Here is a 13685-nt window from a genome sequence, read left to right on the forward strand (position 1 = left end):
ACTGTGTAAGATACAGTGATTTCAAGCGTTATGAATTATGATTAACGCTATTATTATTGTATAAAGAGGTGATTTTATGAGATTAATTTACTGTGTTGAGGACGATGAAAGCATTAGGGAACTAGTTGTTTATGCACTGAAAAATAATGGATTTGAAGCTAAAGGATTTGAAGATTCTCGTGAGCTATATAATGAACTTAATATTAAGATACCAGATTTAATTATATTAGATATAATGTTACCTAGTGATGATGGATATAAAGTTCTTTCAAATATAAGACAAAATAATACTACTAAAGATATACCAGTAATTATGCTTACTGCAAAAAACAGTGAATATGATAAAGTCAAAGGTCTTGATATGGGGGCTGATGATTATATTTCCAAACCCTTTGGAGTAATGGAATTAATCTCTCGAATTAATGCTGTACTTCGCCGTAGTGCTAAATTAAAAGATAACTTTAATTTACTCTGTATAGATGAACTTTGCCTAGATGTAAAAAGACGTATTGTAACTGTAAATGGAAAAGAAATTAATTTAACATTTAAAGAGTTTGAACTTCTCCATTACCTATTAAAAAATAAAAATATTGTTTTATCTAGGGATAAAATAATGAATGAGGTATGGGAAACAGACTTTGAAGGTGAAAGCAGAACAGTTGATGTTCATATAAGGACATTAAGATTAAAACTTGGTGATGCAGGAAGAATTATTCAAACCATAAGAAATGTAGGGTATAAGATAGGAGGGTAAAGCTTGGAAAGAAAGATATATTATAATCTTGCAGCAATAGCCACTATAACAGCTATTATTACTTCCATTGTATTAGTATTTTTATGCTATGAATATTATAATCCAAAAGATATTATGGATGATATTGATATCCATATATATGAACCTAATAATTTACCTCAGCTAAAAGATTCCTACTCATTTTATGATTTAAAACTAGATAATAAAGTAATTAGAATATCAAGACCAATACAGGATATAAAACATATTTTCATAGGAATATTACCTGCAATGGCAGGTCTATTAGTCTTTATCTTAATATTTTTATATATTATTTCTTCTATTTTAACCTCAAAAATAATCAAACCTTTGCAAATAGCCTCTCATAATATTGAAAGTATATTATCTGGAGAGAATACTAAGGAAGCTGCAATATATGAGGAACTCCAGCCTTTCATCAAGACTATTGAGATACAAAAAAAAGAAATTGAACATTATATTAAAAGCTTAAAAGAAGCAGAAAAAATAAGAAGGGAATTTACTGCTAATGTAAGTCATGAACTAAAGACTCCTTTAACTTCTATTAATGGCTTTGCAGAAATGATAGAAACTGGAATGGCAAAGGAAGATGATATTCAGAAATCTGCTGCCATTATCCGAAAAGAAGGTAATAGGCTTTTAGTACTTATAGATTCTATTATTAAATTATCCCAGCTTGACGATGTATCTATTAAAAAGGACCTTTCTCCAATGAATTTATTATCTACAGCACAACTTGTGTGTTCAAATTTGGATTTCAATACAAAGGAAAAGAATATATCCTTAAACATAATTGGAGAAAATACAGTTATAAATGGAAATCAAAGAATGATTGAAGATTTGATATTTAATTTAGTTGATAATGCTATTAAGTATAATAAACCTAATGGAAAAGTGGATATAGAAATATATTCCGATGCCCAATGGGGAATTTTAAAGATCAGTGATACTGGTATAGGAATTCCTAAAGAGCATCAAAATAGAATTTTTGAAAGATTCTACAGAGTAGATAAATCTCGTTCTAAAAAAGTAAATGGTACTGGTCTAGGCTTATCCATAGTTAAACATACTATAGAATATCATGGTGGAAAAATATCTCTTTCCAGTATTGAAGGTCAAGGAACTACCATAGAAGTAAAATTACCTAAGGCCAAGGATCATTTTGAATTGTAAATTATAAATAATAAAACCCTCATTACTAAGGTTATTTACCTAAGTAAATGAAGGCTTTATTTTTATTAATCTGTTAAGTTAAAGTTCAAATTACAAATTTACAATGTATATTTATTTCATAAATTCCTTTATTACTTTTGCAAGTCTCTTAATACCTTCCATTATCTTCTCTTCATTCATATTTGAATAATTTAATCTAAAGGTATTTTCATTTCCTCCGTTAGGGAAGAATGAACCTCCTGGCACATATGCAACATTTTGTTCTAAAGCTTTTAATGCCAATTCTCTTGCATTCATATATTCAGGTAAAACTACCCATGTAAATAGACCACCCTCTGGATAAGTAAAGCTTACTCCTTCTGGGAATTCTTCTTCCATAGTCTTTATCATTACATCTCTTCTTGCTTTATATATATCTATTATCTTTTTAATATGATCATCTATATTATAAATTTCTAAGAATCTTGCTACTTCCATTTGTGATATTGTACTTGATTGAAGGTCTGCACCTTGTTTTACAAGCACAAATTTACTTAAAAATTCTTTATCAGCTACTACCCAACCAAGTCTTAGACCTGGACATAATATTTTAGAAAAAGTTCCTAGAAAAGCTACTCTTCCCTCTGTGTCATAATGTTTAACAGCTGGAAGTATTTCACCTTCAAATCTCAACTCACCATATGGATTGTCTTCAATTATAGCTACATTATACTTATTAGCTAATTCTACTAATTTAATTCTTCTTTCTACTGACCAAGTCTTACCTGATGGATTTTGGAAATCTGGTATGACATAAATAAACTTAACATTGTCATTATTCTTTAATACTTCCTCTAATTCTTCCATTTTCATACCATCTTTGTCTGTAGATACTTCTATAAATTTTGGTTCATAGGCTTTAAATGCATTGATAGCCCCTAGGTATGTAGGACTCTCGCAAACTATAACATCCCCTGGATTTATAAATATCTTTGCTGCAAAATCAAGCCCTTGTTGCGATCCACTTGTCACTAATATGTTTTCAGCCTTGGCATCTACCTTAACCTTTGCCATTCGCTTAGCTATAATTTCTCTAAGTGGTTGATAGCCTTCAGTTGGACCATATTGTAGCGCTTGTGTTCCTGTTTTCTCTAAAACATCTCTTCCAATTTTAATCAATTCCTCTACTGGGAATGATTCTGGTGCTGGCATACCTCCAGCAAATGAAATGATATTAGGTTGTTGAGTTAGTTTTAACAATTCTCTAATTTCTGAAGCCTTGATGTTGTCCATACGCTTTGCATAACTTAATGACATAACACGCACCTCCATTTAATTTAGGTTTCGCTTGTAACCTTAACTATAGTTTACTATTTAACTATGCAATTGTCTAACATTTTAATACAATTTGATGGATAAAATTCAAAGTTTATCTATTCAGAATATTATGTAAATGACTAAATTTTATGAAATTCTTATATAAATAGCCAACCTCACAAATTAAATAAACATGCATAAATTTTATTATTTTGATCATAAAATGATTTTAAAAAAGTCAGATACATTAAATTTAATTGTACCTGACTAATTATGATTATTCTTCTTCCTCTTCCTGATTATTTTCTATTTCATTTAAAACTATTTGTACTACTTGTATTCTTTTTTCATCAATTTCTTCTATATAAAATTCAATATTTTCATATTTAACAATTACCTTTTCACCATCGTCAGGTATATATCCTATTCTGTCTATGAGAAATCCTCCTAGAGTATCGTACTCCTCCGAGTCCTCATCAAATTTGGTACCAAGATTACTATTTAACTCTTTAATAGATATTACTCCCTTGGCTATAAAAGTCTTATCATCTATTTTTTTAATATCTGGCTCATCATGGTCATATTCGTCATCTATATCTCCAACGATTTCCTCAATTAAATCTTCCATAGTAACGATTCCTGAAAATCCACCATATTCATCTATAAGAACAGCCATATGCTTTTTCCTGCTTTGAAGTTCATTGAATAGTTCATTAACATTTTTTCGTTCAGGTATAAAATATGCTGGACGAAGAATCTTTTTAATATCCACATTGTCAAATCCAACTTTATATGCTTCTAATAAGAAATCTTTAATATAAAGTATACCTAATATATTATCTACATCCCCATCGTACACAGGGATTCTTGAATATTTAAGCTCCAATAGCTCGTCTAAATATTCCTCCACTGGATCTTCTAAATCAATCATAAAAACTTCAGTTCTTGCAGTCATTATTTCTTCTGCCAGTGTATCATCAAAGCCTATTACGCTATCTATCATTTCCCTCTCTACTGGGTTAATAACACCCTGTTCTTGACCAACTTCTACCATTGATCGTATTTCTTCTAGTGTAATTTTCTCCTCCACACCTTCAGTACTCATACCTAAAATCCGCATAACAGTATTAGTAGAAAAAGATAAGAAAATAATAAAAGGACTCATAATCTTAGCTACTATACTAACAGTTTTTATTGCAAACATTGAAAACTTCTCCGCTTTTTGAAGAGCTATCCTCTTTGGAACTAGCTCACCAAATACAAGATTGAAATATAAAAGTATTAATGTTACTAATATAAATGCAACTTTCTTTGCAAATGGTATTCCAATTCCCGCCAAGAATCTTCCAAAGTCATCTGAAATCCCTACTGCTGCTGATGCAGATGAGAAAAATCCTGCAAATGTGATTCCTACCTGTATTGTAGATAAAAATCTTGACGGTTCTTTTAAAAGATCTAATAGCATCTTTGCCTTCTTGTTCCCTTCTTCTGCTTCTAAATTTAACTTTTTCTTGTCAATTGATACCATGGCCATTTCCGATGCAGCAAAAAAAGCATTCAATAATGTTAAAAACAAAATTAAAAGCAATTGTCCTGTTATCGTGGCCCCAGATTCATCTCCCATTTTTTTCCTCCTAATTTAAAATAAAATATCTATACTAATATTATATAGTATTATAAAATCATATTTCATAATATTTGTCAATTCAATTAAAAAATTTATATATCTTAGTTATAACCTACTTTATTATGATTATTTATTAAAATACATTATAAAAAAACAAATTACACAATTAATTATGTAATTTGTTTTTTATTTATTCCTCTTTATTTTCTTTTCCCTTATAATGAACTATACTAATCCATTTATCATCTACTAAAATCTTTCTGATTCGCTTATCGAAGTCAACTCTTGCTATCCAAATTTGTCTATCACAGCCTAGGCATTTAAGCTTTATATCTGCACCTGTTCGCAGTATTTCCCATTTATTCTCTCCACAGGGATGCCCCTTCTTTAGAGTTATTATATCTCCAACCTCATATTTTAGTATCATCATCTTTACCTCCAAATATTATTCTTTTTGGATAAGGTATTTCTATATTTTCTCTATGGAAGGCTTCTTTTACCCTTTGCCTAATTTCCCTTTCAACTGCCCATTGTTCCATTGGCTTAGCCTTAGCTACAATCGTAATAGATATATTAGATTCTCCTAAATCGGTAATTCCCAATATAGTTGGCCCATCTAATACATCATCATTATTATATTTAATATCTATACAAACTTTATCTAATATATTAACGACTTTATCTATATTTTCTTCATATGCTACAGGGATATTCACTAATGCTCTCATAGCTCCCCTAGTCTTATTAGTTACAACTTGGACTCTTCCATTTGGAACTATATGCAAATCTCCAGAAAAATCCCTTAGCTTTGTAACTCTTAATCCTAATTCTTCTACAGTACCTTCTAAGGATTCAATTTTAATATAATCTCCTACAGCATATTGGTCCTCAAATAAAATGAAAAAACCTGTAATTATATCTTTAACTAAGGATTGGGCACCAAATCCTATGGCAAGGCCTCCTATTCCTGCTGTAGCTAATATAGAAGTAGTATTTACATTAAACATATCTAGAATCATAACTATACCTATAAAGTATAAAATACATTTGACGATTTTTTTTAATACCTCACCAATAGTAGTAGCTCTTCTATTATTTGCAAAAAAATTTATCCCTTTTTTATTCTTTAGAGTTCTATCTATAAGTCTATTAGTTAATGAAATGATTATTTTTATCGTTATTATTATTATCAGTATTTTCAGTAGTTTTCCTAAAATATTTAACTCTCCATTATTAGTCTTGAGATAATCATCAGCAAAGTATTTAATATCATTTGTTATATGTCTAATTTTTTTCATAAATAAACCTCAATATTATATTAGCTTCTCGGCCTTACTATTGGAACCATTCTTAGTATATTTATATATACTATCTATATTTATCTCATTATTTTTTATCATTTCTTCTACTTTTGGAAGGTCGTCTAATGGAAAAATAATAGCCAAACCACAACTAACTGTAATTTCTCTAGGTGTTGGTATAGTTCTAAAACTTATTTCTTTTTCCTTAAATACTCCCTCTGCTTGTATAGTATGGTGAGTAGATTTATAGGTTGCTACTCCGTAAATCTCTTTATTCATCTTTGTCTCCTATCCAATATTTATGGTGTTATTTGCATTTCTCATCTTTTCATATATACTGTACATATTTCCTATTTCTCCTACTTGAAGTTTATCCTTTATATTGTAATAGTCTAAACATGTTCCACAGGAAATCATTTCAACGCCTTCATTTGCCAATACCTTTAAATCCTCTAGAACTTCTGAGCCTTCACATGTTAGATAAACACCTGAATTAAAGAAAACCATAGTTGCAGGCAATGGAGTAGTTTCTTTTACTGTATAGATAAAACTCTTTATTAAAATCTTACCTAATTTTTCTTCACCTGCACCCATTTTATCAGAGCCAATAGCTATAGTTACATCTTTAAATGTATCAGGAATACATATGTTTGAATCTATTTCTTCTCCTACGCCTCCCTTAGTTATATGAATATAATATTCATTATCTTCTTTGCCTTTATCAATAATAAAACTATATCCATAAGATGCAGCTAGTTTTGAAACATTATCCTTAGCTACTTCATTATCTACAATAGTAGTCACTATTCCTTTTGGTAAATTATCTAATTCTTTCTTTGTCATTATAACTGGCTTTGGACATAATTGTCCCCTTGCATCTACTTCTTTTCTCATTATTATTCCTCCTATATTTTCAATTAACTATATTATACTAATTTTATGTAGCTTGAATAAAGCTATTAATAAATGTTATATATATTTATTTTATATAGATATAGTTAATGATATAAGAAATTTAATTACTTCGATTCCTTTATTCCATTATATATTATTTTAATTCCTATTAATATAATAATAGCTGGGACTAAATAAGACACAAATTTCCAAAATCCTATCCTTAATAGGTCTTTAGAACCTAATAAAGATATTGATGAAGCTATTAGCATTATAATAGATATATTTTTAGGCCAATCTATATCTTCTCTTTTATATCCTATAATATATATAACAAAGAAAGCAATTGAAAATAGTAAAAATCTTATCCAATTTACATCAGTTTTAATAATCTCTTCGATTAAGCTATAGAAACTTATAGATGATAATAAGACTCCTAATATTAAAAAACCTTTATTACTATGTCTTTTATACATCACTAAAGATATAATACCAAAAATTAATTGATATATAAAGGATTTCACACTAATAGTTGTAAATAAATACTCATCTATAAGGGCTACTGATGATATTCCAAGTAGGAGTAAACCAGCTATTAAATAGACCATATTTTTACTTTTTAAATCCCATACAATTAAACCCATTGCTAATATAAACAATAACCAATCAAAGGTAAGAAAATTCAAATTCATAAGTAAAAACATCAGCCCTATAATTATTAACACTACACCTAAAGAATAGTTTGCTTTTTTCATTCTATCCCTCCTACTTAATTACTTATTATATTAGTAAATATACCCATAATCAGACATTTTTCACTTTATTTTTTATTTTGTTTTTTACTTACCATTTTATATACTTTCATCTCTTCTGGTCCCAATAATAATATTTGGTCTTTATCTGTAAATACTCCAATTATATCTTCTTTATGTTTCAATATTTCTTTTTTTCCCTCAACTACAACTATATTATTGTCCCCATAAAGTAGAAGTCTTCCTTGGAACGGCTCTATTTTAGTATAATCCTCAGCAAAACTAATTTTATTTTGACTTTTATCATCAAATCCAATTTCTTCTAAATAATTACTATATAAGATATGAATTTTATCTTTTCCAATATAAATATCTTTTATCAAATCAAATTGTCTTTTCCATACTACTTTTCCATCTTTAATAAAATAAAGAGAACTATCACTTAAGGCAATAATCTCATCTTTCGATGTAAAATCAAGATGTATAATTATTTCATTATCAATATCCAGTGAGTTTAATTTTTCATTATTTTCACCATAACACTCTATCTTAGATTTTAACACTCCTTCATTTAAGCTTAATATAGCTATAGCTGATAATTTTCCTTTATTGTTAGCAGCATATGTAAGAACATTTTCATTCTCATAGGATTGATTTTCTACTAATTCTCCATCTTTATCTAATATATTTATGTTTTCCACATCAGAAGATTTTATGTGACAAATTAGATTTTGATGACTTTCCTTTATATTAAATATTTCATTATCTAATTTAAATCTATTTTTAGTTTCTCCATTCTTATCTAGACAATAAATATCTCCAGTAGACTTATCCGATATATAGATATGTTTATCCCCATAATAAATATATGGATTTGTAAAATTAAATTCTTTTTCTAAAACAGGCGTTCCATCGGTTTTCATAAAAGATATCTTATTATTACTCCATTTTACTATGGTTTTATCATAGATATTGATATCTGTTATATCTTCTCCATTTTTAAAGGAATTCACTAGTTCTAAGACCATTTCTTTACCTGTGATAAAATCTATAAAGCCAATTAATTTATTTTGGTTTTCTTCTTTTAATAAAAACATACTCAATATAAGAAATATTATGATAAATATTTTGAAGCCTTTAGAATTAGAGCTTTTATTGTCTTCCATATAACCACCTCTTAAAATTATCTCAATTTATTATATCATATACTCAAATTGTATAACAATTTAATGGTTATTGCTATTATATTTTAAATTTATATTAATTTTTAACTCTGTTAGTTTTATAATTTAAATCTAAATGTTAATATTATTAATTTATTTATTAAAAATATTAATAATTAGATTGACATATTTAATATTTAATAATATTATGATATTAACAACTAAAGTTTTTCGAATATAGAAATATATATTTAAAACTTGGAGGTGTTTAAGCTGGCATCTAAAATTAAGATTGTAGATAAAGATAGTAATTTTAAATTGTGGATACCTAGTATTCCTTTTTGGTTAATTACTTTCCTATCTCATATAACATTAAAATTTAAAGATATAACCATGAAAAATGTAAATTATTTAGATGATGATATAAAATTCTCTTTAAAACAATTGGACAGTAAAATGGTAAAAGAGTTAATTCATGAATTAAAATTACATGGTGAATTCGATTTAGTTGATATATCCACTGATGATGGAGCAATAGTTAAGATTTCCATACATTAAATAGAGAAAGGGTGATGATATGAAAAGAGAGGTACTAGGTAAATGTCCTGTGTGTGGTGAAGAACTTTATGTAACAAAACTTAGCTGTCACAAATGTAATACTCATATAGAGGGTAATTTTACACTTTGTAAATTTTGTAGGCTTAACGATGAACAAAAAAATTTTGTTGAAGTCTTTATAAAGAGCAGAGGAAATATAAAGGAAATAGAAAAGGAATTAGGTATATCTTATCCAACTGTTAGAGGAAGACTTGAAAATGTAATTGAGGCCCTAGGATATAGTCCTAAATATACAGAACCTGCAATTGATAAAAAAGAGGTTTTGAAGAAATTAAATAATGGTGAAATAACATCTGAAGAAGCCCTTAGGCTCCTTCAAGGTGAAGAATAGGAGGAGTTAATATGAAAGAAGAGAAAATGATGATTTTATCAATGCTTGAAGAAGGTAAGATAACGGCTGAAGATGCTATAAAGCTTATGGAAGCTTTAGAAGACATAGAAATACCTAAAAATCATAATGAAACTAAAGAAGAAATATATGATGATTTTCAAGAGAAAAAATCTTCAAAACCTATATTTAATACTCTTGAAGACATTGGTTCCGACATTAGTAATGTTTTATCCAATATGTTTGATGGTTTGAAAGATGTAGGTAATTCATTTATATTTAGAAATAATTATGAGACTATTACCACAGATCTAGACGTGGATATATCAAATATGAATCTTCCGACATTGGATTTAAAGGCTATTAATGGTTCTATATTCTTGAGGCCAAATATTGACAATAACCTATTTATCAAAGTTACCTGTCAATATAAAAAAGGGTTATTTTCACCAGATGAACCATATTTTGATTTTAGTACAAATGAAAATAAGATTATATTTAACCCAAAATACAATAGCAATATATCAATTAAATTAGATGTTTCTTTGCCTAAGAAAGATTATGATGAAATAACATTAAATTCTAGTAACGGAAAAATAGATATACAGGAATTAAATACTGATATTTTAAAATGTATAACCACTAATTCATCTATTAATATAGTGAAGGCGAATAGTAAAGAAATTGATCTAACAACTAAAAATGGAAAGATTGAATGTAAAGATATAAATTCAAATATTATTAAATCAACTACTACAAATTCCAGTATATTTTTAACAAATTTACACTGCCTAGAAATCGAAGCTAAAACAGCAAATGGCAAAATAGTTATTAATAATATTGATGGTCAAAAAATAATATTAAAAACCTCCAATGCATTAATTGAAACAGAAGATGTTAATTGCAATATAATTCATTTAACTACTTCCAATGGCAAAATTATCTGTAATAATATAGATATGAACAAAGCAAAGGAAGTAAAATTAATGACTTCCAATGGTTCAATTAACTCTAAAGTTTATGGAATCACTAAAGATAATTATTTTGATTTGGAAACTTCCATGGGTAATATCTCCCTTGGCATTCCTAATCTAGTATATAAAATTAATAATCAAGCAAATTTAGGCTTCAAAAAAATAGTTGCTCATAATGTTAATTTTGATGAAAATAGAGATAATGTAAAATTTATTGCCTCTACATCAAACGGCTCAATAAATATATATTAGGGAGTGGATAAGATGCAAGCAGAGGAAAAAATGCAAATTTTGACAATGGTTAAGGAAGGAAAAATCTCAACTGAAGAGGGTGTTAAACTACTAGATGCCATAGATAACACCAATAACGACATAATAGATATTAACAATAAAGCTAAATGGCTGAAAATAAAAGTATTAGACCCAGAAGATTCAACTAAAGTAAATGTAACTTTACCAATTTCACTTATAAATTTAGGGGTTAAATTAGCCGAAAAGTTTTCGCCTAAATTTAAAGAAGCTGGATTAAGTGAAAAGGATATAAAAGAAATATTTGCAGCTATTAAAAATGGAGATATTGATAAAATTGTAGAAGTAGATAGTGAAGATGGCAAAAAAGTTGAAATTGTAATAGAGTAACCCCATAATTATGGGGTTATTTTTTTATTTTTGTTTATTCTTATATGAAATCTGCTATAATAAATGTATCCATACATTTAAGGAGGATAAGTATGAATGAATTTATTTTAAACAAGGATATAGATACACCTTTATATATCCAACTTTATGAAAATATTAAAACATCAATAGAAGAGAATAAATTAGAAAAAGAAAAACTGCCTTCTATACGTAGTCTTGCAAAATCTCTTGGAGTAAATAATGTAACTATAGTCAGTGCTTATAAGCTATTAGAAAAAGAAGGTTATGTTTATTCAATTAAAGGAAGCGGAACCTATATAAAAAAATCTCCAATATCTGAAGATATGCCTTATTTGGAAGAAGGTGATATGGAGCTAATGGTATCTGGAATACTTCCCATATCAAAGGATAGTATCAACTTTGCTTCTATGTCTCCCACACCAGATTTATTTCCAATAGAAAAATTTAAACAGGCCTTAGTAGAAGTATTAGACAGAGATGGAGGACAGGCTTTTTTATATCCAGAAATTACAGGATATAAACCACTTCGTGAATCCATATCTAAGTTTTTAATGGAAAATTATAATACAAAAGTAGATAAAGATGAAATTTTAATTACATCTGGAGGACAACAGGGATTAGATATAATATCGAAAACATTAATTTATCCTGGAGACTGTATATTAGTTGAAAATCCAACATATTCTGGTGCTCTATCTGTATTTAAATCTAGAGGTGCTAAAATCATTGGAATACCTATGAATGAAGATGGAATAGATATTGAATTATTAAAGTCTTATGTAAATAGATATCGACCAAAATTTTTATATATAATGACTAACTATCAAAGTCCTACTACCTACTGTTATAGCGATGATAAAAAGAAAGAACTTCTACATTTATCAGAAGAACATGGTTTTTATATAATAGAAGATGATTTCTTAACAGATTTATCTTTCGATGATGATAAAAAATCTATCCTAAAATCCATAGATAAATCTAACCAAACTATTTTCATTAAATCCTTTTCCAAGATATTTATGCCTGGAGTTCGTATGGGATTTGTTACATTACCCAATAAATTATTTAAACAAATCATTAAAGCTAAACATACTACTGATGTATCCTCTTCGGGATATCTTCAAAGAGCTTTTGATTTATACCTTAGAAAAGGGTATTGGAAATCTCATATAGAAAAAATTAAAAAAGTTTATTCTGAAAAATATAAGATTATGACTAGAGAATTAGATAAACTAAATAAATATGGCATATCTTATGTAAAACCTAATGGAGGTCTTAGTATTTGGCTTAAGCTTCCTAAGGAAATAGATGCAATAGAATTTTATAATGAATGTGCAGAAAACAATCTGGCAATTGTTCCTGGCAAGGTTTTCTTTGTTGATGAATCTATTGACTCTAATTATATAAGACTTAGCTTTGGGGCGATAGATGATGATAAGATAGTTGAGGGACTTAGAATACTGGAGAATATAATATCTAAACCCTTTAAAGACAAAGATAAAAATAACAATTATTTACCATTTATATAATGTATTTCATTAAATAAGAGGAGGGTCCAATAGGACCCTTTACTATTTATCTCTCTTCTTTTAAAGCCTTTATTAAAGACATCATTGCAAATAACATTACAAATATAAATGGAAATGCTGCTGCTACAGAAGCAGTTTGTAATGCTTCAAGTCCTCCTGCTAATAATAAAGATGTAGCTAATAGAGCCTGAACTATTCCCCAAATAAATTGTTTTTTGGTTGAAGGATTTAAATCACCTCCAGAAGTTAACATTCCCAGTACAAATGTTGCTGAATTTGCAGATGTAATAAAGAATGTACATAGTAAAGCTACTGTAATTAAAGATAGTAGTGTACTTAAAGGATAATTATTAAATACTTGGAATAAAGCTGTAGATGTATTACTTGCAGCTGTAGCCAATCCTTCTACTCCGATTTTATCAACTAAATTTATCCCCATTGAACCAAATGCAGCGAACCACACAAGTGAGACTACAGCTGGAGCAAGAATAACTCCTCCGATGAATTCCCTAATAGTTCTGCCTTTAGAAATGCGTGCTATAAATGTACCTACAAATGGAGCCCATGCTATCCACCATGCCCAATAAAATATTGTCCA

The 13685-nt window shown here is 28.2% G+C and carries 16 protein-coding genes; 7 read left to right on the forward strand and 9 right to left on the reverse strand.

Annotation, left to right across the window (positions count from 1 at the left end):
• Positions 1–76: 76 nt before the first annotated feature.
• Both ABWP20_RS16840 and ABWP20_RS16845 read left to right on the forward strand, forming a co-directional pair.
• On the forward strand, positions 77–754 hold the full coding sequence (locus tag ABWP20_RS16840) for a response regulator transcription factor (RefSeq protein ID WP_353097385.1): 678 nt from the start codon (positions 77–79) through the stop codon (positions 752–754).
• 3 nt (positions 755–757) lie between these two features.
• Entirely contained in the window at positions 758–1945 is a 1188-nt protein-coding gene (locus ABWP20_RS16845) for a sensor histidine kinase (protein ID WP_353097386.1), read from the forward strand.
• 111 nt (positions 1946–2056) lie between these two features.
• On the opposite strand, the gene ABWP20_RS16850 is transcribed toward ABWP20_RS16845, so the two are convergent.
• The 8 genes from ABWP20_RS16850 to ABWP20_RS16885 form a co-directional block, all read right to left on the reverse strand.
• The gene (locus tag ABWP20_RS16850) at positions 2057–3241 is read right to left on the reverse strand and encodes an aminotransferase-like domain-containing protein (protein WP_353097388.1); all 1185 of its coding nucleotides are present in this window, start codon (positions 3239–3241) and stop codon (positions 2057–2059) included.
• A 277-nt stretch (positions 3242–3518) separates the two neighbouring features.
• Positions 3519–4865 carry a hemolysin family protein gene (locus ABWP20_RS16855; protein ID WP_353097389.1) on the reverse strand — a complete coding sequence of 449 codons (1347 nt, stop codon included), beginning with the start codon at positions 4863–4865 and terminating at the stop codon, positions 3519–3521.
• A gap of 193 nt (positions 4866–5058) precedes the next feature.
• Positions 5059–5292, reverse strand: coding sequence for a DUF951 domain-containing protein (locus tag ABWP20_RS16860; RefSeq protein ID WP_353097409.1), 234 nt, complete (start codon positions 5290–5292; stop codon positions 5059–5061).
• On the reverse strand, positions 5279–6166 hold the full coding sequence (locus ABWP20_RS16865; RefSeq protein WP_353097391.1) for a mechanosensitive ion channel family protein: 888 nt from the start codon (positions 6164–6166) through the stop codon (positions 5279–5281). Before ABWP20_RS16865 ends, ABWP20_RS16860 begins: the two co-directional genes overlap by 14 nt.
• A gap of 15 nt (positions 6167–6181) precedes the next feature.
• Positions 6182–6448: a putative Se/S carrier protein gene (locus ABWP20_RS16870; RefSeq protein WP_353097393.1), complete on the reverse strand. Its 267-nt coding sequence runs from the start codon at positions 6446–6448 to the stop codon at positions 6182–6184.
• Positions 6449–6457: 9 nt separating this feature from the next.
• A complete protein-coding gene (gene yedF / locus ABWP20_RS16875; RefSeq protein ID WP_353097395.1) occupies positions 6458–7063 on the reverse strand; it encodes a sulfurtransferase-like selenium metabolism protein YedF in 606 nt (201 codons plus the stop codon).
• Positions 7064–7188: 125 nt separating this feature from the next.
• A complete protein-coding gene (locus ABWP20_RS16880; RefSeq protein ID WP_353097397.1) occupies positions 7189–7818 on the reverse strand; it encodes a hypothetical protein in 630 nt (209 codons plus the stop codon).
• Between the two features lie 65 nt (positions 7819–7883).
• A complete protein-coding gene (locus ABWP20_RS16885; protein ID WP_353097400.1) occupies positions 7884–8981 on the reverse strand; it encodes a DUF5711 family protein in 1098 nt (365 codons plus the stop codon).
• A gap of 390 nt (positions 8982–9371) precedes the next feature.
• Between ABWP20_RS16885 and ABWP20_RS16890 the strand changes: the two genes are divergently transcribed.
• The 5 genes from ABWP20_RS16890 to pdxR all read left to right on the forward strand — a co-directional run bounded on the left by ABWP20_RS16890 (position 9372) and on the right by pdxR (position 13087).
• Positions 9372–9536, forward strand: a complete 165-nt coding sequence (locus ABWP20_RS16890; RefSeq protein ID WP_353097401.1) for a hypothetical protein — start codon at positions 9372–9374, stop codon at positions 9534–9536.
• A 19-nt stretch (positions 9537–9555) separates the two neighbouring features.
• Positions 9556–9927 (forward strand): DUF2089 domain-containing protein, encoded by a 372-nt coding sequence (locus tag ABWP20_RS16895; RefSeq protein WP_353097403.1) that lies wholly within the window; start codon positions 9556–9558, stop codon positions 9925–9927.
• Positions 9928–9938: 11 nt separating this feature from the next.
• Positions 9939–11150, forward strand: coding sequence for a DUF4097 family beta strand repeat-containing protein (locus tag ABWP20_RS16900; protein WP_353097404.1), 1212 nt, complete (start codon positions 9939–9941; stop codon positions 11148–11150).
• Positions 11151–11162: 12 nt separating this feature from the next.
• Positions 11163–11537 (forward strand): SHOCT-like domain-containing protein, encoded by a 375-nt coding sequence (locus ABWP20_RS16905; protein ID WP_353097406.1) that lies wholly within the window; start codon positions 11163–11165, stop codon positions 11535–11537.
• 92 nt (positions 11538–11629) lie between these two features.
• Positions 11630–13087: a MocR-like pyridoxine biosynthesis transcription factor PdxR gene (pdxR, locus tag ABWP20_RS16910; protein WP_353097407.1), complete on the forward strand. Its 1458-nt coding sequence runs from the start codon at positions 11630–11632 to the stop codon at positions 13085–13087.
• A gap of 46 nt (positions 13088–13133) precedes the next feature.
• Here the strand turns inward: pdxR and ABWP20_RS16915 are convergent.
• Positions 13134–13685: BCCT family transporter (locus ABWP20_RS16915; RefSeq protein WP_353097408.1), on the reverse strand; the 552-nt coding region annotated here is incomplete at its 5' end.

It is taken from the genome of Tissierella praeacuta (genome assembly GCF_040396155.1).
Lineage (GTDB): Bacteria > Bacillota > Clostridia > Tissierellales > Tissierellaceae > Tissierella > Tissierella praeacuta_A.